The organism is Pseudomonas sp. P5_152, assembly GCF_033989915.1.
Classification (GTDB): domain Bacteria; phylum Pseudomonadota; class Gammaproteobacteria; order Pseudomonadales; family Pseudomonadaceae; genus Aquipseudomonas.
Map to the genome: position 1 here is coordinate 3,699,853 of NZ_JASFAH010000002.1, position 24,850 is coordinate 3,724,702.

Genomic DNA, 24,850 nt, shown 5'->3' on the forward strand with positions numbered 1-24,850 from the left:
CCGATCATCTGCGGCCCAGCACCCGGGTCCAGCGTTCGCACACAATCACCCCGCCCAGGGTCAGCGCCCCACCCACCAGGTGGTACAACGCCAGTTGTTCGTGCAGCACCACGGCGGCAATCAGTGCGGTGATCAACGGCAGCAGGTTGAAAAACTGCGTGGTCCGGCTTGGCCCCAGGCGCACCACGGCCTGCATCCAGGCCAGCGGCGCAACCATCGAGGCCAGCAGGCAGGCGTACAGCACCAGGGGCACATTGTGGAGGGTCAGGCCGGTTTTCGGCGAGGCGACGAACAGCGGAAACAGCACCACCACCGCCACCAGCACTTGCAGGTAGAGCAGCACCAGGGGCGGCAGGCGCAGTTGCCATTTTTTCAACAGGGTGCTGTAGATCGCATAGGCGAGGGTGGCGATCAGCATCATTGCATCCCCCAGGTTGAGTCCATGCTCCAGCAGCGTCGCCAGGCTACCGGACGACACCACCACCAGCACCCCGGAAAATGACAGCAGCGCTCCGACCAGCGCCCCGGCGGTCAGGCGCTGACCGAGGCTGATGATGGCCATGGCCAGTGACATCAGCGGCATCAGCGACAGGATGATGCCCATGTTGGTGGCCGAGGTCAGGCTTGCGGCGAAGTACGCCAGGCTTTGATACACCGCCATGCCGAGTACGCCGAGGACAAAGATCTTGCCCAGGTTCGGGCGGATGAGCGGCCAATGCTGCAGCACTGGCTTGAGCATGAACGGGGTGAACAGCAGGCCGGCAAGCAGCCAGCGATAAAAGCCGATCTCGGCGGGGGAGATCGCCCCGGCCGACATTTTGGTGATTACGGTGTTGCCGGCCCAGATGAAAATGGCCAGCAGGGGATAAGCGTATTGCATGAGGACAACCAGAGCATTAATGAGGGGGGATTATCCGCCTGTCTGGATCAAGGCCTATACTTGCATTCAGACAACCTGCCCTTGAATCCGGACAGCATGAGCCGTAAACACATTGATCTGCTGGATTTCAGCGAGCTGCCCGCCCCGGTGTACTTTCGTTATGCCGATTTCGACGCGCACCTGTATGCCGCCGCTCACCGCCCCCCATGGGGCACGCTGGAGTATTCGGCCCATGGTGTGCTGCACATGGAAGTTGGCGGCAGCCGCTTCATGTCACCGCCCCAGTATGCGATCTGGGTGCCGCCGCAGACCGAGCACAGTTTCTACAGCGATCAGCCAATCAACTATCGCGCGGTGTGCCTGGCGCCCCAGGTGTGTCGCGAGTTGCCGGCGCAGGCCTGCACGCTGGCGATCAGCGACATTCTCAAGGCGATCCTCAAGGACTTCGCCGCGCGCGATGTGAAAATCCCCGCCTTGGCTGCCGATCAGCGCCTGGCCGAAGTGCTGATAGATCAACTGCACCAGGCGCCGGTTCACAACGGCTATCTGCCCTACGCCCGCAGCGCGGCGTTGTCGGCAGTGCTTGAAGCCTTGCAGGCGGCCCCGGGTGACAACCGCACGCAGGCGCAATGGGCCGCGCACGTGCACATCAGCGAGCGGACGCTGGCGCGTCAATGCCTGCGGGAACTGGGCATGGGTTTCGGCGAGTGGCGCCAGCGCCTGCGTTTTCTGGCCTCGATCGAGGCGCTGGACAGTTCACGCAGCATCCAGGAAATCGCCTTCGATATGGGCTACAGCACGGCCTCGGCCTTTACCGCGATGTTTCAGCGCCAGGCCGGTTGTTCGCCGGAACACTATCGTCGAAACAAAGGGTTTTGAATTGTGCGATGGCGCGGGATTTAAAGATTGCGTGTTTACGCATTAGCCAGACGTTTCATACGCGTACGCGCGCGAAAGCCCCTTGGCCATAGAAAGACTCAGGCAAAGTATCGAGCTTTTACCCGAATTGAACGGGCTGTTGACGCCTGAACAGTTTTCCAGCGTGTTGGACAATGCGTTCAGCGAGCAACGAGGGGAACTGTCCGCTGCTCAGCGGGAGTTGGCCATGACCGCGCGTTATCTGAAGCAAACCGGGCGTGCCAGTGAGTACGATGCGCTGGCGCAGTCGACGACGGCCGAGGGAACTCGGTCAGATACCGCAGCAGACCTGTTTAGCTATGCGCAGCTTTTCGATCTGCCGGTGCAGCCAGGCAGAGTGATTGAAGTGGACGCGCCAACCATGGCCAATCTGCAGTTGGCACAACGAACCGTCGCCCGGCGCAAGGAGCTGCTGCCCCTGTCCGGCAATCAAAGGCCGAGCATCTGGGAAAAGGCGGTTCGGCCATCGCCAAACTGAAAAACCTCAGGAAGATCGACCTGGCGACCGGCCAGGCCACCGCCGAACTGACCATCGGCGAGGCAGCTCAGGCCGCGATGAAAATCATGGGCGGCAACTGCTCGGAAAACTCCAAGGTGACCTTTTCGATTCTGGCCAGCCAGCCAAGATCTGCTGCGGTGCATATTGTCAGGGCCAGCGATTTTGACCACCAATACGTGCTCATCGGTGACCTGAGCAAGCCCGCCGAGTTGGTGGTCGCTGACTCCTGGCCAGAACTGCCCGCTGCACACCTGGCCCAGGAGGGTTGCTTCGGCTTTGATCCTGATCCCGTGATCAGCCTGGAGCCCGGGCCGGCGATTGCCGAGTACAGCTTTATCAATGACACGCCACCAGGTCCTCCGACGTTACCCGCGCGGGGCACCGATGACTCGACCTTGCGTTCAATCAAGGTTGCGAAGTTGCATCAGAAAGGCTCTTACGCCCAATGGACCTCATCGAATGCACTGGGCGCTACCTATCGTGAGCCCGGCGGGCAGCCGGTGTCTTTCGAACGCTTTCGCGCCGAGCTCATTGAGCGCCGAATAAAGGCTTATGAGGAATACGTACAGGCGATTGGCCCCGTCTGACGAGCTGCGAAGCCGGGACCGGGGTGGGTTAATCGCGCCCTGACGTTTGCTGCTCCTGGATGAACCTGTAACAGCTGTTGTCTACACTGCAGTTCAAGCTGCGCCCCTCGGCGCAGCAACCAGGAGAAGTCTCCATGAAGATGCTGCGTATCCCGTTGTTGATGGTCGGCTTGCTGCTCTGCTCCCAGGGTTTTGCCGCCACGGCGCAACAGAACAAAATGACCACCTGCAACGCCGACGCCACCACCAAGGCCCTCAAGGGCGACGAGCGCAAAGCCTTCATGAGCGATTGCCTCAAAGCGCAGCCGGCAGCCAATGACGCCAAGGCCCTGACCCCACAACAAGAGAAGATGAAAACCTGCAACGCCACCGCAGCCACCCAGGCGCTGACCGGCGAGGCACGTAAAACCTTCATGAGTGATTGCCTGAAGAAAAAATAAACTACCAGGGCAAATTGGCGGCCAGCGTTCAAGCCAGTGGTGCCGATCGATATCGGCCATCCGCTCGCTTCAAGGGCCGAACGCTGGCAGACTGCCAATCCTTTAACGCCGTTTGTTTTGAGGCTGTATGCCAACGTTTTCTCAGCGTCACGTGTTGCTGGTAGTCAGTTGGGTGATCATTTTTGGTGGTTTGCTGCTGGTCCTGCCCTTGCGGCTGTTGCCCAGCCTGCTGGCCGGGTTGCTGGTGTACGAACTGGTCAACATGCTCACCCCCCAACTGCAACGGCTGATCGAAGGGCGGCGTGCGCGCTGGTTGGCGGTGGCCTTGCTGGGTACGCTGGTGGTCAGTGTGCTGGCGTTGATCTTTGCCGGCGCCTTCAGCTTCCTGTTGCATGAAGCGGAAAATCCCGGGGCGTCGCTGGATAAATTCATGGGCGTGGTCGATAAGGCGCGCGGCCAGCTACCGCCGTTCGTCGACGCCTATTTGCCGGCCAGTGCCGCCGAATTCCGCGTGGCCATCGGTGAATGGCTGAGCAAACACCTGAGCGACCTGCAACTGGTGGGCAAGGACGCGGCGCACATGTTCGTCACCTTGCTGATCGGTATGGTGCTGGGGGCAATCATTGCCCTGCAGCGGGTGCCGGACCTGACCAAGCGCAAACCCCTGGCTGCCGCGCTGTTCGACCGCCTGCACCTGCTGGTCCAGGCCTTTCGCAACATCGTTTTTGCGCAGATCAAGATTTCCCTGCTCAACACCTTCTTCACCGGGATCTTCCTGGCGGTGATCCTGCCGATGTTCGGCATTCACCTGCCGCTGACCAAGACCCTGATCGTGTTGACCTTCCTGCTTGGCTTGCTGCCGGTGATTGGCAACCTGATGTCCAACACCCTGATCACCATCGTCGGCTTATCGCTGTCGATCTGGGTGGCGATGGCGGCGCTGGGCTACCTGATTTTCATCCACAAGCTGGAGTACTTCCTCAACGCACGGATCGTCGGCGGGCAGATCAGTGCCAAGTCGTGGGAGTTGCTCCTGGCGATGCTGGTATTCGAAGCTGCGTTCGGCTTGCCGGGGGTGGTGGCAGGGCCGATTTACTACGCGTATCTCAAGAGTGAGTTGAAGCAGGCGGGGATGGTTTGATCTGCGAGATGTGGGTTGCCTGACCTGACGTCATCGCTGGCATAGGTATCTACACAGCTGTGGTGCGACGTTGCACCTGTGGAGAGAGAACCTGCTTGCGTAGTGACCGAGTACATATCCATTCTTGCGGTAATGGCCTCCTATGGTTCCGCCTGACGGCGGCTCACTTTTGAACAGCGCAAAAGTAAGCAAAACGCTCATACCCCCACCACTCGGTGCCTCGCTTAGGCTCGGCATGCCCGTACTCCGACATTGATTTGGGGGCCGCCGCAATGGGCCCTCCCTGGCCCAGTGCGGCTAAACCGGCGTCCTGCCGGTTTACCCCCCAAATCAATATCGGATTCCGGCCAGCGTGGTTAACGGGGCGCCCAGGATCAAAAACAAAGCGAGGCGGCCTAAAAGCCGACCTGATCGCTAGGGCATGCGCGGTGTGGCTTCTACTTCCTAAGACGCTGACGAAGTCAGCAATCTTTTGATCTGGCTCTGGCTCTGGCTCTGGCTTTTGATCCTGGGCGCCCGTTAACCACGCTGGCCGAACGCAGGCTTGAAGCCGTGGGTAACCCGGCAGGACGCCGGGTTAGCCGCCCCGCGCCATGGATGGCGCGTGGCGGCGGCCCACGGATTCAAGCCGGAGTGAGGGCACACCGAGCCCAAGCGAGGTGCCAAGTGGTGGGCAAGAGCGTTTTGCTTACTTTTGCGCTGTTCAAAGTGAGCCGCCGTCAGGCGGAACCATAGGAGGCCGTTACCGAAGAAATGGATATGTACTCGACCTAATCCAACACCCCGGCCAGCCCACAGGCCGCTACAAAGTTGTGTAGATACCTATGCCGCGATGGGGGCGATGGGCACGATGGGCGCGCCGCAGTATCGGATCAATCCATCGAACCGTAACGCTTCGCCGCTTCAATCGCCAGGCCGCTGCCGATGCTGCCAAAGATGTTGCCTTCGACATGGCGGGCGTTCGGCAGCATGGCCGAGACGCTGTTGCGCAGGGCCGGAATCCCGCTCGAACCGCCAGTGAAGAACACCGTGTCCACTTGGTCGACGCTGATGTTTGCGTCCAGCAACAGTTGGCTGACACTGTTGCGCACGCGCTCCAGCAGCCCATCGATGGCTGACTCGAACAACGCCCGGCTCAGCTCCACGCTCAACCCCGGCTCGATGCGGTCCAGCGGCACGTGGCGGCTGTCGGCATGGGTCAGCTGGATCTTGGTTTCTTCCACTTCCATCGCCAGCCAGTGCCCGGCGCGCTGCTCGATCAGCTTGAACAGGCGGTCGATGCCACCGGTGTCCTCGATGTCATAGCGCATGCTGCCCAACGCCAGCTGGGATTTCTGCGAGTACACCGAGTTGATGGTGTGCCAGGTTGCCAGGTTCATGTGCTGGCTGGTGGGCATGTAGGCGCCGCTTTTCATCCGGCTGCCGTAGCCGAACAGCGGCATCACGCCTTGCAGGCTCAGTTGTTTGTCGAAGTCGGTCCCGCCGACGTGCACGCCGCCGGTGGCGAGGATGTCGTCCTGGCGCTGGTCCAGGCCTCGGCGCTCGGGTGACAGGCGCACCAGCGAGAAGTCGGAGGTACCGCCGCCGATGTCGACAATCAGCACCAGCTCTTCACGCTCGATGGTCGACTCATAGTCGAAGGCAGCCGCGATCGGCTCGTACTGGAACGACACTTCCTTGAAGCCAATGGCGCGTGCCACATCCACCAGGGTGTCTTCGGCTTCCTTGTCGGCCATCGGGTCGTCATCGACGAAGAACACCGGCCGGCCCAGCACCACTTCTTCGAATTCCCGACCGGCGGCGGTCTCGGCGCGCAGCTTCAACTGGCCGATGAACAGGCCCAGCAGGTCCTTGAACGGCATCGCCGTGCCCAGGACGCTGGTGTCGTGCTTGATCAGCTTGGAACCCAGGAGGCTCTTGAGGGAACGCATCAGGCGCCCTTCGTAGCCTTCCAGGTACTCGTGCAGCGCCAGACGGCCGTACACCGGGCGGCGTTCCTCGATGTTGAAGAACACCACCGAAGGCAGGGTGATCTTGTCGTCCTCCAGCGCGATGAGCGTTTCCATGCCAGGGCGCAGCCAGCCGACAGTGGAGTTGGACGTGCCGAAGTCGATACCGCAGGCACGAGCTGGAGATGCGTTTTTCATGTCTTTCTGGTTCCGGTTAAAAAAACGGCCGCGCAGTGTATGTCAGTGCGACGCAGAATCGAAGGCCGACTATCCGCTAAATCTCAGCTTTAAGTGCCTTGAAAGACTATCCTTGCTCCCCAAACTTACAGGCATGGCTTGGCAGCCACTGCGCGATCAACGGATTCGCCCGGCTGCCGATAAACTTCTGCTGCGCTGTCCGGTCACAACCATGAGATCGGTCAAGCCCGCTGCGCCCCGCTGGTGCATGCTGGCAGACGGCGCGATATCGATAACGGATGGTGATTCCCGCGATGGACTTCAAAGACTATTACAAGATTCTCGGTGTCGAACCGACCGCTGACGACAAGACGATCAAGGCCGCCTATCGCAAGCTGGCGCGTAAATATCACCCTGACGTCAGCAAGGAAAAAGACGCCGAAGCCAAATTCAAGGACGCCTCGGAAGCCTATGAAGCGCTGAAAAGTGCCGACAAGCGCGCCGAGTACGACGACCTGCGCCGTTATGGCCAGCATGGGCAGCCGTTCCAGGGTCCGCCTGGCTGGCAGAGCCGTGGCGGTTTTGGCGGCGCGCAGGACAGCGGCGACTTCTCGGACTTCTTCAGTTCGATCTTCGGTAACCGTGGCCCAGGCTTCGGTGGTGCACAGTCTGGCCGCAGCGCCGGTCGGCGAGGGCAAGACGTGGAAATGGAACTGGCGGTCTTTCTCGAAGAGACCCTGTCGAACGAGTCGAAGAAGATCAGCTTCCAGGTGCCGCAATACAACGCGGCTGGCCAGCACGTCAGCAACACGGCCAAGAGCCTCAACGTGAAGATCCCCGCCGGCGTGACCGACGGCGAGCGCATCCGCCTCAAGGGCCAGGGCGCACCGGGAATCGGTGGCGGCGCCAATGGCGACCTGTACCTGACGATTCGTTTTGCGCCGCACCCAAAATTCGACGTCGAAGGCGAGAACCTGATCATCACCTTGCCGCTAGCGCCGTGGGAGCTGGCCTTGGGTGCCGAAGTGGCGGTGCCGACCCTGACCGGCAAGATCAACCTCAAGGTCCCGGCCGGCAGCCAGAACGGCCAGCGCATGCGCGCCAAAGGCCATGGCCTGCTGAACAAGGCCGGCGAGCGCGGGTACCTGTTCGTGCAGCTCAAGGCCGTGATGCCCAAGACCTGCGACGAGGAGGTCAAGGCGCTGTGGCAGGAACTGGCGAGCAAAGCCGCGTTCAACCCGCGTGAGCACTTCTGATCGAGCACATTCGAGTTCCAGAACCTGGAGTAACTGACAATGAGCAGTCCCCTGATCGTTCAACTGGACATGGCGCAATTCTGTGAGGCGACCGATCTACCGGACGTCTACGTGATCGAAATCGTCGAGCACGGCATCCTCGAACCTCAGGGCGCCCAGCCCAAGGACTGGCGTTTCAACGACTACGAACTGGCGGTCGCCAAGCGCGCCGCCAAGTTGCGCCACGATCTGGAACTGGAGTGGGAAGGCGTCGCCCTGGCGCTCGACCTACTCGAAGAAGTGCAGCAACTGCGCGCCGAAAACCAGATGCTCAAGCAACGCCTGGCGCGGTTGGTCGTCGAATAGTGTAAAGGGTGCATAACCAACCCATTACTCACCAACAAAACTTTTGCGGTGCGGCTTGCCGGCGATGGTTGATTCGCGGGCGGTATTGCTGGCAAGCCAGAAGCCTACGACTTTCTTATACGATCTTTGGATTTCTTTGGGTGTAGGGGGGGTTGCCCTTGTAGCGTTCTTTGTATGTTTGAGAAAGTCATTCGCGTTACACCGTCACTACCAATGACACTGCCATTCGAAAGATACCTTTCAGGGCGAGGAGGTGGGAGAGTTGGACTTGGACTTGGACTTGGACTTGGACTTGACTGGGATATGGCCACTTGACCGCCACTGTCATTCATTCGGGCTGTAGAGGGTTCGCTCCTCCAAACCTCGCGCTGGTTTTGTTGTTGGGCCATTTCACTATAAGTCATCATTCCCTCGCGCGCAGGTGAGTGAGAGGGGGGCGTCCAAGTCCGCGCGCCAAAGGGTAGATGGTCGTAGATAGGGTCACCAGTAGTGGGATCCGTTGTAGGTGATTGCTGTCCATATTGCCCAGGCGGCGTTTGTCCGGTGGTGCGTGTATTTCCGCCAGTGGAAGTGTTTGAAACGCCAGGACTGGTACTTGAGCTGTTCGATATGAGGCTTGTTTCAGACGAACTACGCGAAGGCCTTTGGCCCTTGAACCTTAACCATAAAGACTTGAGCATATGCCCCGTCGGATCCGAAAAGTTCACCGGATCCCCCTCGCAATACGTATACGCATTCAACCCACCTCGTCCAAACGGGCTCCAACTGTCTGGGCTATGAAAACGCATCAATATCGGGTTGTAAGCGCGGTAGCCATTGCCTAGCAAGTACCAGCCCAGTCGCGCTTCGCACAGTTCACCGTTAAAACCCAGTCCCGTCGTAACTGCCTGTTGTCCGGATTGCTGGCCGTAAGGAGGGTAAGCGATAGGGTTGGTCCGATCCGCCGTAATCTCAGCGATGATCGAGCGCTTGTTATCGGTGGCCAGCAGCAGGGTTCGTGCCTGGCGCGAGCCGTCGCTACTGTCAGATCGAGAGTGGGTCATGACCGGCCTTCCTTGTGAAGAGGTGCGACGCGAATCAATTTTACCGATAACGCATAACGCGGGTAACTAGCAGAACTGCTAGTAAAGCGTCACCCTTGCCACCGAAATGCACCCGTCATATCAAGTCGGACCGTTCGTCGAAGGTGCTCGACATGCAAATACTACCAGGGCACCACCTCAGAACAGGAAGTAATGCTGCGCCATTGATAATGGTATCTGTCGGCTTATTGCGCGGCGCATCCGGGCGGGTGGTATATAAGTACTTTCGGTATTCGGATAGTCGAAGATTAGCTCGTTGTTTGGCAAGTTTCCTTGCAGCTATTTGGTTTGTTTATCGGCTCGGCTTTTTAGTAAGTTTGGTGCTCTTGAAAATGACGTGAGTGGATCAGACGATGGCTGAGTTAAATAAACCGTTTGCAAGTAGTGCTGAAACTGCACTCGCTGAGGATAAAGGGCCTCACTATGATTATGTAAAGAATAAACTGCCTGCCTGGCTTTTGCAGGCAACACCACAAAGACGCAGGGAACTGCGCGATGCCGGGTTGGCTAGGCCCCGCCAGCACGAAGCTGCAACCCAGGATCACCAGGCTGCTTTCAAACGTAGCAGTCGGCAGAGTTACGCTACGCAAAATACGCTCGATCAGATGCTGGTCAACCTGCAGGACGTCAAGGCCTTTTCCCGCCCACTCCTGACGGCTGCAATTATGCAGAAGTTCAACGTCTCGGTGGATGTTGATAATACGCTGTTATCCTACGCGGTCTCGAACCCCGAACCCTTTGCCGACGATATTCGATTAACCAGCAGTCTGCTGGATGCGGCCCTGCATAACTTTACCGAGGCTGACGAAGTTGACACTTATGCTGCAACGCGCAGCAGTAATAGTGTGCTGCTGCTTTCACCGCAAGGAAGGTTGCCATTTACCGTTGAACAATTTGCCGCGTTGTCTCGACAGTTGGACTTGGGTGCCAAGTATCAGGCGCATATCAAGAGCGCACTGGGTATCGCCGAGGTCGTGGCTGAAGGTGTCTTGAAGGCCAGGGTCATACTGAGTCAACAACATGCGTTCAGTGCGGCCATCGATCTTGCGCGAATGCAGGGTGATATCGACAGAGTCACACCCGATTCAACTATTTATAACCTGCTTATCCAGGTCCGGGACAACCTCAATGACCTGACTCTGGATGACAAGCCTGTGCAATTCAACGGGCTGAAACTGCTCGGGGAAACCGAGTTGATCGGCGTGGTACTGATTGGGCCGGACCGCATCAGCAGTGAATCGGTGCAGCGCCTGGTTGTGTACATTCCGCATGACCCGATCAGCCCGATCAAGGAGTACCCATCGGCGCAGCATTTCCACAGCGAGTTGCGTGATCGATTGCGTGACCCTGGCTATCAGGAATTTTTCAGTCGGTTTGTCAGGCAGGAAGACAAGGCGCGTTTTTTCAGGCGGTTGAATGATCGGCTGACGCCGCTTAAACCGCAGCCCAACGGCCGTTTTTATATAAGAACTCCAGATCCTGAGGCCAGGATCCATATGGAGGAAACGCCGGTTTTAGGGGCGCTTTGGGTTTTTCTCTTCGACCAGCAACTGAACAAGCTCCTCAACGATGCAACGTTTGTTGCAGTGTCCACGGCAGATGTTGATGCGCAGGCGCGTACTGACAAACTGCTCGGTTATCTGGGTACGGCGCTGGCAGTGCTCAATGTCGTTGCGTTGTTTGTCCCGCCCCTGGGTGTGGCGATGATGGCTGTGATGGCGACGCAACTGACCTATGAGGTGGTAGAAGGCGTCGAGGCATTGGCGCAGGGCGACACGGATGAGGGTTTTATCTATCTGATGGATGTTGCACAAAACCTCGCTCAGCTAGCGCTCCTGGCCGCGGTTGGTGCTGAGGGCGCAGAACCAGTTACCCCCCTCAAGCGCTCGCCGTTTGTCGATAGTTTGCAACAGGTCACCTTGCCGGATGGAGAGACTCGGTTGTGGAAACCCGATCTAAAACCCTACGAGCACACGGGAGCATTGCCGGCAGGTCTGAAGCCCGATGACTTGGGGTTGCTGCATCACGATGGCCAGGCGTTCCTGGTCCTGGGAGATAAGTGCTACAGGGTGAAAATGGACCCTGCCAGCGGCCAGTACCGGGTCGTCCATCCTGTCAGGGCAAATGCCTATGGGCCTGAACTCAACCACAACGGTTTCGGTGCCTGGAGCCATGAAGTGGAGCAGCCTCGGACCTGGCAGGGCCGCGAATTGATGCAGCGGATAGGGCATGGTGTCCGCGAGTTCAGTGACGCCGAGCTTGAACAGATTCGCCATGTCAGCGGCATCGATGAGGGCGTCTTGCGTCGAATGCACGTCGAGAACGAACCACCTGCACCGATGCTGGCCGATACGATCAGTCGATTTCAGGCGTACAGGCAGGTCGAGGAATTTATCGCCGATATGAAGAGCGCCTCATCCAGCGCTTCTGCAACCGATCATTCGATCAACCAGTTGCATGTCCTGACGCGGTATGGCACGTGGCCGGACACGGTATCGGTACGGATCATCGATGCGCAGGCGAAGACCCTCTGGGAATACGTCAATCCCCAGGGTGTACAGGGCAAAGTGCGGATCGTGCAGATCCATGATGCGCAGGTTCGAGGGGGGCGACTGCTGAAAACGCTCCTGGAAAGTCTCACTGAAAGTGAAACCGATGTTGTGCTTGGCCAAGCGCCTGGGGCCCCGCGGGAAGTTCTGGAAAAACGCATCGAGAGACTGCGCGAGCGCATTGCTCGTGTTGCCGAAAGCCATAAGGTCGAGTTCTTCAATGATATCTACAACGCCAGGACCGACAGCAGCGATCCACGGCTCAGTCTGATCAAGTCGCGCTTTTCCAACGTACCCACGAGCGTGATTGAACAGTTGCTGGCCGAAGCCAGCCCTGGTGAGCGTCAGCAAATGGCCAAATGGGACTTTGCCGACAAGTTGCAAACCAAGCCCATACCCCTGCGCCTGGCGGAAGAACTGCGCTGGATCCAGCGCGAGGTGCGTCTGTCACGAACCTACGAGGGTTTTTACCTGGACGATTTGATGGGGCAGGACGCAGAGACGCTGGTACTCAACTCACTGAAAAAGCTGCCAGGCTGGTCGGATGATTTGCGCATTGAGGTTCGAGACGGCTCGTTCAGCGGTGCGCTGCGGGCCAGTGTCGGTCCCCAGAGTGCTGAAAGCTCAAAGGTGCTGGTGCGTAATGACCAAGGGCGGTACGAGGCCCGAGATCAGAATAATGAGCATTTGCACGGGGCCGATGATCTTTATGCTGCTCTTCAGCATGCCTTGCCGGATACCCAGCGCAAAGCGCTAGGCTTGCCTCATGTGGGGCAGGGGCCAGAGTTGAAGGCGTTGATCAGGCAGCACCTACTGACGCGCGGTGAGTTGCGCTCGTTACTGGGGATGCAACCGATCAATCCCGGATTCAGGGCGCCCCAGCGCTGGATCGATGGCCGCCTGGGTTATCCACTGTCCGGGCGCGGGGCGGGTTTTCATCCCGTGCCGGTATCGGACGAGGCCAGAGTGCTCAAGCTGTTTCCCAGCTTCACTGATGGTCAGGTTGAGGGTTTTCTGGAGTTGTTGGGAGCCGAGCGGGAAGTGTATCTGGTCAATTTTGAGGCGGAGCATCAACGGTTGCTGAGCTGGTCTGAGCAATGGCTGGCGACTCCGTCGACGCGTGTCTTGCCAGATGGCAGTGTTGTCGCCGTCGAGCAGTATGAAAAACAAGTGGTCGCTGAGTTGCTCAAGCGTAGCTGGCAAAAACAGTCACTCAAATACTCGCGCTATGGTGTTCGTCGGGGGTATGAACTGAGGCTGCGAGGTCGAGCGGTTGGGGCGCTGCCTGCTCTGGAAGTGGACTTTAGTCATGTGAATTTTCTGGACCTCAGTGGCATGGACCTCATGGCGGCTCCCAACGAGTTTCTCGAATCGTTTCCCTTGGTTCAACGCTTGGAACTGCAGGCCAACCGTCTTGTAGACATCCCCGCGCAACTGGATGAAATGCCCAGTCTTGCCTATTTGGACCTGTCCGGTAACCGCATCAGGTTAACCACCGGCGAAGCGGATTCACTGGCTCGGATGAGGGGGCTCAGAGAGCTGAATCTAAACCACAACCCGTTGGAGCGAGTGCCTGATCTAAGCCAGATGACAGAGTTGGGCGTGGTTCGCTTGCAGGGCACCGGAATCAGTCAATGGCCAGTCGGGCTGGCCGATCCACCCCGCCTGGGCATGGTCGATTTGCGCGATAACCAGCTCACCTCGTTTCCCGAATGGGCGGTGAATCCACCTGCGCAGCAGTCGGCGGCCATCAATCGGGTATTGCGAGTCACTGAACTGAACGGCAATCCTCTTTCCGACCAGGGCATCACGCAGTATGGGGAGATTCTGGCGCGTATCTACCTGGACAACGATGAGGCCGGATTAGCGCCGGTTCCCCCTGATTCGCCGGCTGATCGTGGTGCTGCCGGCGGCACCCTGGCGCCCTCGGCGCAGCGCCTAGAGCGCTGGATGCGCGATACGCCAGCGCCGGAGCAGAATGTCAGAAGGACGCAATGGGCACTCCTCGACAGTGAAGCCCTCGCTAGGGAAGCCGCCGCAGGAGAGGCTGGAGGGTCGGTCAGTGAAAGCGAGGAGTTTTTCCGCTTGCTGGAAAAACTGCATGCGACGGCCGAGTACAAAAAAGCCTACCCCGACCTCAAGGCTCGGGTTTGGGCTGTGCTGGATGCGGCCGAAGAAAACGCAGTGCTGCGTCGTGAACTGTTCCAGTTGGCAGGAGAGCCAGAAACCTGCAGCGATCGTGCTGCGCTGATGTTCAGCCAGCTGGAAATCAAGGTCCTGACTCACAAGGCCCTGGCGCGCGTCGGCGATAGCGGCGCAGGTCTTCAATTGCTCAAACTGGCCCAAGGCCTGTTTCGTCTGGATGAGGTGGAAGCGTTTGCGCTCAAGGACATTAACGAGCGTATCAAGACCATAGTCCGTTCCGATAAATCGACGCACGAAAAGGGCCGCCAGCTGTTGTTGATGGACCAAATCGAAGTGCGGCTTTCCTATCGGGTCAACCTCAGGGACAGGCTCGACTTGCCGGGACAGCCGACGAAGGCTGAATACGCGGGTTTGCAGTACGTGCCTCGCGCCAAGCTACAGGAAGCAGAACAGTATGTGCACAGCCTGAAGGACTCGAAGGCCGAGATTGAATCGATCGCGCACCGTGATTTCTGGGTGCAGTACCTCAAAGAAAAATATCGCTCCAGGTTCGATCTGGCCTATGAGTCAATCCTTGAACGCCTGGAGCAGTTGGACATCGCCCGGACGACGATGACCAGTGATGCCTACAACACTCAGTCCAAGGCCCTGGCCGTCGAGGCCAGGGTTGTCGAGCAACGGCTCATCGACCTGCTGACACCCGAGGAAATACTCAGCCTGGAAGATGGCGGTAATACTGCTTAGCGGATAGCTCCAACCCCGAATGTTGCCTGCGGCAGCCTTCGGGGTTTTGCGTAGTCAGAACAGGAAATACCGCTGCGCCATCGGCAACACATCCGCCGGCTCACACCACAACAGTTCGCCATCGGCCTTGACCTGATAGGTCTGCGGATCGACGTCGATGCTGGGCAGGTAGTCGTTATGGATCAGGTCGGTCTTGCGCACGCTGCGGCAACCCTTGACCACGGCGATGGTCTTCTTCAAACCCAATGCCTGCGCCAGTCCTGCTTCCTCTGCGGCCTGGCTGATGAAGGTCAGGCTGGTGGCGTGCAACGAGCCACCGTAGCTTGCGAACATCGGGCGGTAGTGCACCGGTTGCGGCGTCGGAATCGAGGCGTTGGCGTCGCCCATGAGGCTGGCGGCAATCGCCCCACCCTTGAGAATCAGGCTGGGCTTGACCCCGAAAAACGCCGGGCGCCAGAGCACCAGGTCGGCCCATTTCCCCACTTCGATCGAACCCACTTCGTGGCTGATGCCGTGGGTGATCGCCGGGTTGATCGTATATTTGGCGAGGTAGCGCTTGGCGCGGAAGTTGTCGTTGCCCTCGCCATCGCCCGGCAGTGGGCCGCGCTGCTGCTTCATCTTGTCGGCGGTCTGCCAGGTTCGGATGATGACTTCGCCGACCCGGCCCATGGCCTGGCTGTCGGAGCTGATCATCGAGAACGCCCCGAGGTCGTGCAGGATGTCCTCGGCGGCGATGGTTTCACGACGGATACGGCTTTCGGCGAAGGCCACGTCCTCGGCAATGCTTGGGTCCAGGTGATGGCAGACCATCAGCATGTCCAGGTGTTCGTCGATGGTGTTGCGGGTGAACGGCCGGGTCGGGTTGGTCGAACTCGGCAGCACGTTGGCAAAACCGCAGGCCTTGATGATGTCCGGGGCGTGACCGCCACCCGCGCCTTCGGTGTGATAGGTGTGGATGGTGCGGCCCTTGAAGGCGGCGAGGGTGGTTTCGACAAAACCCGATTCATTGAGGGTGTCGGTGTGGATCGCCACCTGCACGTCGTACAGGTCGGCCACCGTCAGGCAGTTGTCGATGCTGGCTGGAGTGGTGCCCCAGTCTTCGTGCAGCTTGAGGCCAATGGCGCCGGCCTTGACCTGCTCGATCAACGGTCCCGGCAGGCTGGCGTTGCCCTTGCCGGTGAGGCCGATGTTCATGGGAAAGGCGTCTGCGGCCTGGAGCATGCGCGCCAGGTGCCAGGGCCCGGAGGTGCAGGTGGTGGCGTTGGTGCCGGTGGCAGGACCGGTGCCGCCACCGATCATGGTGGTAACGCCGCTCATCAAGGCTTCTTCGATCTGCTGCGGGCAAATGAAGTGGATATGCGTGTCGATGCCGCCAGCGGTGAGGATCATGCCTTCGCCGGCAATCACTTCGGTCCCGGCGCCGATGGCCATGCTCACGTCGGGCTGGATATCCGGGTTGCCGGCCTTGCCAATGGCGGCGATGCGCCCGTCCTTGAGGCCGACATCGGCTTTGACGATGCCCCAGTGGTCGAGGATCAGCGCGTTGGTGATCACCGTGTCGACGACGTCGGCCGCCAGCAACTGGCTCTGCCCCTGGCCGTCGCGGATCACCTTGCCGCCACCGAACTTCACTTCTTCGCCATAGGTGGTGAAGTCCTTCTCGACCTCGATCCACAACTCGGTGTCGGCCAGGCGGACCTTGTCACCGACGGTGGGGCCGAACATGTCAGCGTAGGCCTGACGGGAGATTTTCATTCGTTCGCCTTGAGATTCAGGAAAGTTTGAAGTCGTTCGCTGCGCTCACTATCGCGGGCAAGCCCGCTCCCACAGGGGAATGCGATCACTTGTGGGAGCGGGCTTGCCCGCGAAGAGGCCAGTGCAGACGCCGTAAAATTTAAAGGTCCCCCATGATCCGTCCGGCAAACCCGAACACCCGGCGATGCCCGGCCAGGTCCACCAGTTCCACATCGCGGCTCTGCCCCGGCTCGAAGCGCACCGCGGTACCGGCCGGGATGTTCAGGCGCATGCCGCGGGTGGCGGCGCGGTCGAAAGCCAGGGCGTCATTGGTTTCGAAAAAGTGATAGTGCGAACCGACCTGGATCGGCCGGTCGCCACTGTTGGCCACGGTCAGGCTCAGGGTTCGCCGGCCGACGTTGAGCTCGATCTCGCCGGGCTGGATCCGGTATTCGCCAGGAATCATGCAGGTTGTCCCAGGGTCTTGAAGTAGATGGCGGTCGGCGCGTAGTGGCCGTCCGGGCTTTGGCAGTAGTTGGGCAGTTCGCCGACGCGGGTATAGCCCAGTGACTGGTAGAAGGTTTCCGCGGCCGAGCCGGCTTCGGTATCCAGGTACAACAGGCCGCGCTGGTGCTGGCGCGCGGCAAGTTCCAGGGCATTCATCAACTGCTGGCCGAGGCCGCGTCGACGGGCCTGGTGCAGGACCTGGAGTTTTTGCACTTCGGCGCGATTGCGCCCGTTGGCTTTCTGGCACAAGCCAAGTTGCACACTGGCCAGGACCCTTTCTTCCTGGACCACCACCCACAAGAGCAGGCTGCCGTTCTCCAGGTCGACCTGGACGGCGTTGAGGTAGGCGCGGGCCTGGGCGTCATCGATGTCGGCCAGAAAGCCGATCGAGGCCCCGTGCTGCACGGCGTCGAACAGCAAGTCGTGCAAGCCCTGGCGGTAGTGGGCAAAGCTTTCCGGGTTGACCCGGCGTAGTTGGGCGGCGTTCATCGTGGCTTACTCCTTGTGGGCCTGGGGTGGCTCCGAGCCTGGGTTGAGGGTCAATTGCATGAACGTCAGGTCGAGCCAGCGACCGAACTTGGTGCCCACCTGCGGCATCTGTCCGGTGGTGATGAAGCCGGCCCGCTCATGCAGACGGATCGACGCCGCGTTGCCGCTCTCGATGGCCGCCACCATCACGTGTTTGCCAGCGTCCCTGGCGCGCACCACCAGTGCTTCCATCAGGCGCGGACCGAGGCCGTTGCCGCGTTGGTCGTTGCGCACGTACACCGAGTGTTCCACGGTGTGGCGAAACCCATCGAAGGGCCGCCAGTCACCGAAAGAGGCGTAGCCGAGCACCTGCTCGTCGGCAGCGGCGATCACCAGGATCGGGTAGCCCTGGGCGTGGCGGGCGCTGAACCAGGCTTGGCGATTGGCCAGGTCGACCGCCTGTTCGTTCCAGATCGCGGTGGTGTTGAGCACAGCGTCGTTGTAGATGTCGCGAATCGCCGGCAGGTCGGCGGGCACGGCATCGCGGATGTGATACGGCATGGCGCGACCTCAGGCGATAGGTTGATGGACGGTGACCAGTTTGGTGCCATCGGGAAAGGTGGCTTCGACCTGGATCTGCGGGATCATTTCCGGGATGCCGGGCATCACCTGTTCGCGCTGCAGCAGGGTGGTGCCCAAGTGCATCAGCTCGGCGACGCTCTGGCCGTCCCGCGCGCCTTCGAGCAGCGCTGCGCTGATATACGCCATGGCCTCCGGGTAATTGAGTTTGACGCCGCGGGCCAACCGCCGCTCGGCCACCAGGCCGGCAGTGAAGATCAACAGCTTGTCTTTTTCGCGTGGGGTCAGGTCCATCGTGGAAATCCATCTGGGCAGAAAAAAAGAGCATTCGTAAGGTCGACCCGAACCCGTTGTCGGTGTTCAGGTATTCCATATTCGCGGCGCCAGCGCCTCGCGGCCGAGCAGGGCCGGGCGCAGCAGTGTCCATAAATCAATCAGCCAACCCCGCGCCAGCAAGGTTTCACTGGCCAGGCAGCGGGCAACCAGCAGCCCGGGAAGTTGAGTCAAATCCCCGCGTACCGGGTTGGGCAATGAGCGACAGGCCTGCAGCAGTTCGCTGTCGATCTCGCCGGTCACCAGCAAGGTGGCAAATACCGGCTGGCCGTCCAGGCCAATCGGCGAGTCGAGCAAACCGTCAGCGCCGACAATGCGCTGGCGTTCATGCCAGAGCAACTGGCCGTCGCGGCGGATCTCCAGTTGCGCTTGAAAGTGCCCATGCTCGAAGCGTTCGCCGCTGGCCGGGCGACCCAGTGCCACCACGTCCCAATAGAACAATCGCGCATCGCCCTGCAGTTCGATCGAGGTCTTGAGCTCTGCCCGGGCGGCGCTGAAGACGATGGTCTCCTGGGGCAGCCATTCCAGTGTGGCACCGGTGGCGACCTGCAAGTCGAGCTGCTGATAGGCGGGGCTGGCGGCGCGATACCACTTGGCGGCGCCAGGACTGGTCAACTGCGCCCAGGCGTTGGGCCCGACGCTCGCACGGACCTCCAGGCGATCGCCACCGGCAATCCCACCGGGTGGGTGGACAATGATGTGCTGGCACACTTCTGGGCCTTCGGCGTACAGGTGTTTTTGCACCCGCAGCGGACCTTGGTGGCGGCGCAGGGTCGGCCGCGTGCTGGCGCCGAAACGGGCGTAGCCGAGCTCGAGCTCGGCATGCCAGCTGGGTGTGAATGCGTTGTGTTGGGCAGTGGCAGTCATATTTTCTGATTATCGTCAGGACGCTAGAGACTAGATCGTTACCAGGCCGCGTACACCCTCGGCTTCCATGTTTTCGCCGCGACCTTGCTGGACGATCTCGCCTCGCGACATCACCAGGTACTGATCGGCCAGCTCTGCAGCGAAGTCGTAGAACTGTTCCACCAGCAGGATGGCCATGTCACCGCGTGCCGCAAGCTGCTTGATCACCGCGCCGATCTCCTTGATCACCGAGGGCTGGATGCCTTCGGTGGGTTCATCGAGGATCAGCAGGCGTGGCCGGCTGGCCAGCGCACGACCGATGGCCAACTGTTGCTGCTGGCCACCGGAGAGGTCACCGCCACGGCGTAGCTTCATTTGCAGCAGCACCGGGAACAGCTCGTAGATGAAGCCCGGTACTTCCCGGGCTTCGGCGCCGGGGAAACGCGACAGCCCCATCAACAGGTTTTCTTCGACGCTCAGCCGGGGGAAGATTTCCCGGCCCTGGGGAACATAGGCGATACCAGCATGAACCCGCTGGTGCGGCTTGAGCCCACTGATGGTCTTGCCCTCCCAGTTCACCGCGCCCTCCTTGGCCGGCAGCAGGCCCATCAGGCATTTGAGCAGGGTGGTCTTGCCCACGCCGTTGCGCCCGAGCAGGCAGGTGACTTCGCCAACCTTCACCTCGAAACTGAGGCCGCGCAGGATGTGGCTACCGCCGTAGTACTGGTGCAATTTATCGACTTGCAGCATGTTCAAATTCTCCTCAATTCCCTGTGGAGCGGGCGCTCGCTCCTACAGAGAGCAATCCACACCTGCGTTCAGCGCCCGAGATAAACCTCGATCACCCGCTCGTTGTCCTGCACCTGCGCCAGTGACCCCTCGGCCAGCACGCTGCCCTGGTGCAATACGGTGACGTGGTCGGCGATCGAACCGACGAAGCCCATGTCGTGCTCCACCACCATCAATGAATGTTTACCGGCCAGGCGCTTGAACAGCTCGGCGGTGAACTCGGTCTCGGCGTCGGTCATGCCCGCTACCGGTTCATCGAGCAACAGCAATTGCGGGTCTTGCATCAGCAGCATGCCGATTTCCAGGAATTGTTTTTGCCCGTGGGACAACAGGCCGGCGGGGCGATTGACCGAGGCGGTCAGGCGAATGGTGTCCAGCACCTCACTGATCCGGTCGCGCTGCTCGCCATTGAGTCGGGCGCGCAAACTGGCCCATACCGACTTGTCGGTCTTTTGCGCCAGCTCCAGGTTCTCGAACACGCTCAGGGCTTCGAACACCGTGGGTTTCTGGAACTTGCGGCCGATCCCGGCCTGGGCGATCTGCACTTCGCTCATGCGGGTCAGGTCCAGGGTCTCGCCGAACCAGGCCTTGCCGTGGCTGGGGCGGGTCTTGCCGGTGATCACATCCATCAGGGTGGTCTTGCCAGCCCCGTTGGGACCGATGATGCAGCGCAGTTCACCGACGCCGATGTACAGGTTGAGACTGTTCAACGCCTTGAAACCATCGAAGCTGACGCTGATGTCCTCCAGGGTGAGGAGGGTGCCGTGGCGGGTGTTCAGGCCTTTTCCGGCGCGCTGCCCGAGGCCGATGGCATCGCGGCTGCTGCCGGCATCCTTGTTTGGTTCCAGGATCGGTTCGAGCATGAATTCGGCGGTCGCAGTGACTCTCATTGTTCACCTCTTTTTCTCAGCAGGCCGATCACGCCCTTGGGCAGGTACAGGGTGACGATGATGAACAGCGCACCGAGGAAGAACAGCCAGTATTCGGGAAAGGCCACGGTGAACCAGCTCTTCATGCCGTTGACCACGCCGGCGCCCAGCAGCGGGCCGATTAGCGTGCCGCGTCCGCCCAGGGCGACCCAGACGGCGGCTTCGATGGAGTTGGTCGGGGACATTTCGCTGGGGTTGATAATGCCTACCTGGGGCACGTAGAGCGCACCGGCCAGGCCGCAGAGCACCGCGCTCAAGACCCAGACAAACAGCTTGAACCCGCGTGGGTCGTAGCCGCAGAACATCAGCCGGTTTTCCGCGTCGCGCAGGGCGGTCAGCACTCGGCCGAACTTGCTTTGCGCCAGGCGCCAGCCGATGAACAGGCTGGCCACCAGCAGCAGTACGGTGGCACTGAACAGCACCGCGCGGGTGCCAGGTTCGGTGATGCCGAAGCCGAGGATGGTGCGAAAGTTGGTGAAGCCGTTGTTGCCGCCAAATCCGGTCTCGTTGCGGAAAAACAGGAGCATGCCGGCGAAGGTCAGGGCCTGGGTCATGATCGAGAAATACACGCCCTTGATCCGCGAGCGAAAGGCGAAGAAACCGAACACCAGCGCCAGCAAGCCGGGGGCCAGCACCACCAGGCACAGGGTCCAGAGAAAGCTGCTGGTGCCGGTCCAGAACCACGGCAGCTCAGTCCAGGAGAGGAAGGTCATGAACGCCGGCAAGCCGTCCCCCGAGGCCTGGCGCATCAGGTACATGCCCATGGCGTAGCCACCGAGGGCGAAGAACAGGCCGTGGCCCAGGGACAGCAGGCCGGCGTAACCCCAGACCAGGTCCAGGGCGAGGGCGACGATGGCGTAGCAGAGGATCTTGCCGACCAGGGTCAGGGTGTAGGCCGAGACATGCAGGGCGTTGTCGGCGGGCAGCAGCGACAACAGCGGTAGCGCCAGTAGCGACAACACCAGTAGCGTACCGACGGCAATCGTCACCTTGGGCCCGGCCTTGCGGGTGGCGGTAATGAGCAGGGGCTGGTTCATCAGTCGATTACCCGTCCTTTGAGTGCGAAGAGGCCTTGCGGGCGTTTCTGGATGAACAGGATGATCAGCGCGAGGATCAGGATCTTGCCCAGCACCGCACCGATCTGCGGCTCGAGGATCTTGTTGGCGATCCCCAGGCCAAAGGCGGCGAAGACGCTACCGGCCAGTTGGCCGACGCCACCGAGCACTACTACCAGGAAGGAGTCGATGATGTAGCTCTGGCCGAGGTCCGGGCCGACGTTGCCGATCTGGCTCAGCGCGACGCCGCCGAGCCCGGCGATCCCGGAGCCGAGGCCAAAGGCGAGCATGTCCACGCGCCCGGTGGGCACGCCGCAGCAGGCGGCCATGTTGCGATTCTGGGTGACGGCGCGCACGTTCAAACCCAGGCGGGTCTTGTTCAGCAGCAGCCAGGTGAGCACCACCACAAACAGCGCAAAGGTGATGATCACGATACGGTTGTACGGCAGCACCAGGTTGGGCAGGACCTGGATCCCGCCCGAAAGCCAGGTCGGGTTGGCGACCTCGACGTTCTGCGCACCGAACAGCAGCCGGACCAGTTGAATCAGCATCAGGCTGATGCCCCAGGTGGCGAGCAGGGTTTCCAGCGGGCGGCCGTAAAGGTGGCGGATCACCGTACGCTCGAGTGCCATGCCGATGCCGGCGGTGACAAAAAACGCCACCGGCAAGGCCAGTAGCGGATAGAACTCGATGGCGTTGGGGGCGAAGCGCTGGAGCAGCATTTGCACCATGTAGGTGGAGTAGGCGCCGAGCATCAGCATTTCGCCGTGGGCCATGTTGATCACCCCCAGCAGGCCGAAGGTGATCGCCAGTCCCAATGCCGCCAGCAGCAGGATCGAGCCCAGCGACATGCCGCTGAATGCCTGGCCGAGCAACTCGCCCACCAGCAGTTTGCGCTTGACCTGGCCGAGACTGGTTTGCGCTGCGGTGAGGACCGCGGTGTCGGTTTCGACTCCAGGTTGGAGCAGGCTTTCCAGGCGGGTGCGGGCCAGTGGGTCGCCGGTTTCACCGAGCAGGCGCACTGCGGCCAGGCGCACGGCCGGGTCACTGTCGACCAGTTGCAGGTTGGCCAGGGCCAGGCTCAGGGCCGCGTGCACCGGTTCATCCGCTTCGCCAGCCAGTTGCTGGCCGAGGAATTTCAATTGTGCCGGCTTGGCGCTTTTCTGCAGTTGTTGCGCCGCACCGAGTCGCACCCGGGGATCGGCGGCGAGCAGTTGCTGGCTGGCCACGGCGGTGTCGATCAGACCCCGCAGGCGATTGTTCAGGCGCAGGGTCTTGGCTTGGCCGTCGACGGTCACTACGCCTTGCTGCAAGGCATCGATCAATTCGACGCGCGCCGGATCGGGCTGCGCGGCCCAGGCTTCGAGCAGCCGGGCTTGCTGCGCCGGATTGGCGGCGACGAAGTCTTCGGCATCGCCGGCGTGGCTGGCCAGAGGCAGCAGTAGCGCTGCGAGTGTAAGGAACAGGCGAAAAAGCGACATGGTGATGTCCTGAATAGCAGCGACTACCCCTGTAGGAGCCGAGCTTGCTCGCGATAGCGGTGCATCAGACACACTGCCATCGTGAGCAAGCCGCAAGCGGGCACCCGCTCCCACAGGATTCTATTGGTCCGCTCAGTTGCTCTTGACCGCGTAATCCGGCTTCTTGTCGTTGCCGGCAATGAACGGGCTCCAGGGCTCGGCGCGGATCGGTCCTTCGGTCTGCCAGACCACGTTGAACTGACCGTCGGCCTGGATCTCGCCGATCATCACCGGCTTGTGCAGGTGGTGGTTGGTCTTGTCCATGGTCAGGGTGTAGCCCGACGGTGCGGCGAAGGTCTGGCCGGCCAGGGCTTCACGGACCTTGTCGACATCGGTGGACTTGGCTTTCTCGGCGGCTTGCGCCCACATGTGGATGCCGACGTACGTGGCTTCCATCGGGTCGTTGGTGACGGCCTTGTCGGCGCCCGGCAGGTTGTGTTTCTTGGCGTAGGCCTTCCAGTCTGCGACGAACTTCTGGTTGACCGGGTTCTCCACCGACTCGAAGTAGTTCCACGCCGCGAGGTTGCCCACCAATGGCTTGGTGTCGATGCCGCGCAGTTCTTCCTCGCCTACCGAGAATGCGACGACGGGCACGTCGGTGGCCTTCAAGCCCTGGTTGGCGAGCTCCTTGTAGAACGGCACGTTGGAGTCGCCGTTGACCGTGGAGATGACGGCGGTCTTGCCGCCGGCCGAGAACTTCTTGATGTTGGCGACGATGGTCTGGTAATCGCTGTGGCCGAACGGCGTGTAGACCTCTTCGATGTCCTTGTCGGCCACGCCTTTGGCGTGCAGGAACGAGCGCAGGATTTTGTTGGTGGTGCGCGGGTAGACGTAGTCGGTGCCCAGCAGGAAGTAGCGCTTGGCGCTGCCGCCTTCTTCGCTCATCAGGTATTCCACGGCGGGGATCGCCTGTTGGTTCGGCGCGGCACCGGTGTAGAACACGTTCGGCGACATCTCCTCGCCTTCGTATTGCACCGGATAGAACAGCAGGCCATTGAGCTCTTCGAACACTGGCAATACCGACTTACGCGACACCGAGGTCCAGCAACCGAATACCACGGCCACCTTGTCCTGGGTCAGCAGTTGCCGGCCCTTTTCGGCAAATAGTGGCCAGTTCGACGCTGGGTCGACGACCACCGGCTCCAGCAGCTTGCCATTGACGCCGCCCTTGGCGTTGATTTCGTCGATGGTCATCAACGCCATGTCTTTGAGCGAGGTTTCAGAGATCGCCATGGTCCCGGACAGGGAATGCAGGATGCCAACCTTGATGGTCTCGGCGGCCTGGACTGTCCAGGTCATGCCCATCGCGGCAATGCTTGCCGAAAGTGTGAAAGCCTTGATCAAGCTGCGACGCTTCATTGTGCGATCTCCATGAACT

Annotated in this window: 22 protein-coding genes; 8 read left to right on the plus strand and 14 right to left on the minus strand. The window is 60.6% G+C overall.

The annotated features are described in order from the left end of the window. Positions 1-4: 4 nt before the first annotated feature. Positions 5-880, minus strand: a complete 876-nt coding sequence (locus QMK50_RS16715) for a DMT family transporter (RefSeq protein ID WP_320333528.1) — start codon at positions 878-880, stop codon at positions 5-7. Positions 881-976: 96 nt separating this feature from the next. On the opposite strand from QMK50_RS16715, the gene QMK50_RS16720 reads away from it, so the two are divergent. The 5 genes from QMK50_RS16720 (at position 977) to QMK50_RS16740 (ending at position 4,465) form a co-directional block, all read left to right on the plus strand. Beyond that, a complete protein-coding gene (locus tag QMK50_RS16720; RefSeq protein ID WP_320333529.1) occupies positions 977-1,759 on the plus strand; it encodes a helix-turn-helix transcriptional regulator in 783 nt (260 codons plus the stop codon). Positions 1,760-1,841: 82 nt separating this feature from the next. Continuing rightward, positions 1,842-2,276 (plus strand): hypothetical protein, encoded by a 435-nt coding sequence (locus QMK50_RS16725; RefSeq protein WP_320333530.1) that lies wholly within the window; start codon positions 1,842-1,844, stop codon positions 2,274-2,276. A gap of 116 nt (positions 2,277-2,392) precedes the next feature. Next, positions 2,393-2,884 carry a hypothetical protein gene (locus QMK50_RS16730; RefSeq protein ID WP_320333531.1) on the plus strand — a complete coding sequence of 164 codons (492 nt, stop codon included), beginning with the start codon at positions 2,393-2,395 and terminating at the stop codon, positions 2,882-2,884. Between the two features lie 134 nt (positions 2,885-3,018). After that, positions 3,019-3,324: a PsiF family protein gene (locus QMK50_RS16735; protein ID WP_095169529.1), complete on the plus strand. Its 306-nt coding sequence runs from the start codon at positions 3,019-3,021 to the stop codon at positions 3,322-3,324. A 127-nt stretch (positions 3,325-3,451) separates the two neighbouring features. Beyond that, the gene (locus QMK50_RS16740) at positions 3,452-4,465 is read left to right on the plus strand and encodes an AI-2E family transporter (protein ID WP_095169528.1); all 1,014 of its coding nucleotides are present in this window, start codon (positions 3,452-3,454) and stop codon (positions 4,463-4,465) included. Positions 4,466-5,337: 872 nt separating this feature from the next. Here QMK50_RS16740 and QMK50_RS16745 read toward each other — a convergent pair. Further along, on the minus strand, positions 5,338-6,612 hold the full coding sequence (locus QMK50_RS16745) for an Hsp70 family protein (protein WP_320333532.1): 1,275 nt from the start codon (positions 6,610-6,612) through the stop codon (positions 5,338-5,340). A gap of 293 nt (positions 6,613-6,905) precedes the next feature. Here QMK50_RS16745 and QMK50_RS16750 point away from each other — a divergent pair, with 293 nt between their 5' ends. Both QMK50_RS16750 and QMK50_RS16755 read left to right on the plus strand, forming a co-directional pair. Then, complete coding sequence (locus QMK50_RS16750; protein WP_159993487.1) at positions 6,906-7,847, plus strand: DnaJ C-terminal domain-containing protein; 942 nt, start codon at positions 6,906-6,908, stop codon at positions 7,845-7,847. A 39-nt stretch (positions 7,848-7,886) separates the two neighbouring features. Continuing rightward, a complete protein-coding gene (locus QMK50_RS16755) occupies positions 7,887-8,192 on the plus strand; it encodes a chaperone modulator CbpM (RefSeq protein WP_095171081.1) in 306 nt (101 codons plus the stop codon). A 104-nt stretch (positions 8,193-8,296) separates the two neighbouring features. Here the strand turns inward: QMK50_RS16755 and QMK50_RS16760 are convergent, their stop codons facing one another. Continuing rightward, a complete protein-coding gene (locus QMK50_RS16760; protein ID WP_320333533.1) occupies positions 8,297-9,235 on the minus strand; it encodes an RHS repeat-associated core domain-containing protein in 939 nt (312 codons plus the stop codon). 392 nt (positions 9,236-9,627) lie between these two features. Here QMK50_RS16760 and QMK50_RS16765 point away from each other — a divergent pair, with 392 nt between their 5' ends. After that, complete coding sequence (locus QMK50_RS16765; protein WP_320333534.1) at positions 9,628-14,712, plus strand: NEL-type E3 ubiquitin ligase domain-containing protein; 5,085 nt, start codon at positions 9,628-9,630, stop codon at positions 14,710-14,712. 54 nt (positions 14,713-14,766) lie between these two features. Here QMK50_RS16765 and ureC read toward each other — a convergent pair whose 3' ends face one another. The 11 genes from ureC to urtA form a co-directional block, all read right to left on the minus strand. Then, positions 14,767-16,467, minus strand: a complete 1,701-nt coding sequence (ureC, locus tag QMK50_RS16770) for an urease subunit alpha (protein ID WP_320333535.1) — start codon at positions 16,465-16,467, stop codon at positions 14,767-14,769. A gap of 139 nt (positions 16,468-16,606) precedes the next feature. Further along, entirely contained in the window at positions 16,607-16,912 is a 306-nt protein-coding gene (locus QMK50_RS16775; RefSeq protein ID WP_095171089.1) for an urease subunit beta, read from the minus strand. After that, positions 16,909-17,442 carry a GNAT family N-acetyltransferase gene (locus tag QMK50_RS16780; RefSeq protein ID WP_159993495.1) on the minus strand — a complete coding sequence of 178 codons (534 nt, stop codon included), beginning with the start codon at positions 17,440-17,442 and terminating at the stop codon, positions 16,909-16,911. Before QMK50_RS16780 ends, QMK50_RS16775 begins: the two co-directional genes overlap by 4 nt. 6 nt (positions 17,443-17,448) lie before the next feature. Then, positions 17,449-17,982, minus strand: a complete 534-nt coding sequence (locus QMK50_RS16785; RefSeq protein ID WP_159993497.1) for a GNAT family N-acetyltransferase — start codon at positions 17,980-17,982, stop codon at positions 17,449-17,451. A 9-nt stretch (positions 17,983-17,991) separates the two neighbouring features. Next, on the minus strand, positions 17,992-18,294 hold the full coding sequence (locus QMK50_RS16790) for an urease subunit gamma (RefSeq protein ID WP_159993499.1): 303 nt from the start codon (positions 18,292-18,294) through the stop codon (positions 17,992-17,994). A gap of 66 nt (positions 18,295-18,360) precedes the next feature. Then, positions 18,361-19,200, minus strand: coding sequence for an urease accessory protein UreD (locus QMK50_RS16795; RefSeq protein ID WP_320333536.1), 840 nt, complete (start codon positions 19,198-19,200; stop codon positions 18,361-18,363). Positions 19,201-19,230: 30 nt separating this feature from the next. Beyond that, entirely contained in the window at positions 19,231-19,929 is a 699-nt protein-coding gene (gene urtE, locus QMK50_RS16800; RefSeq protein WP_159993503.1) for an urea ABC transporter ATP-binding subunit UrtE, read from the minus strand. Positions 19,930-19,997: 68 nt separating this feature from the next. Next, positions 19,998-20,858, minus strand: coding sequence for an urea ABC transporter ATP-binding protein UrtD (gene urtD / locus QMK50_RS16805; RefSeq protein WP_159993505.1), 861 nt, complete (start codon positions 20,856-20,858; stop codon positions 19,998-20,000). Further along, on the minus strand, positions 20,855-21,934 hold the full coding sequence (gene urtC, locus QMK50_RS16810; protein ID WP_159993507.1) for an urea ABC transporter permease subunit UrtC: 1,080 nt from the start codon (positions 21,932-21,934) through the stop codon (positions 20,855-20,857). The genes urtD and urtC overlap by 4 nt, the downstream gene beginning before the upstream one ends. Next, positions 21,934-23,433, minus strand: a complete 1,500-nt coding sequence (gene urtB, locus QMK50_RS16815) for an urea ABC transporter permease subunit UrtB (protein ID WP_320333537.1) — start codon at positions 23,431-23,433, stop codon at positions 21,934-21,936. The genes urtC and urtB overlap by 1 nt, the downstream gene beginning before the upstream one ends. Positions 23,434-23,565: 132 nt before the next feature. Next, positions 23,566-24,831 (minus strand): urea ABC transporter substrate-binding protein, encoded by a 1,266-nt coding sequence (urtA, locus tag QMK50_RS16820; protein ID WP_095171104.1) that lies wholly within the window; start codon positions 24,829-24,831, stop codon positions 23,566-23,568. Between the last annotated feature and the right edge of the window lie 19 nt (positions 24,832-24,850).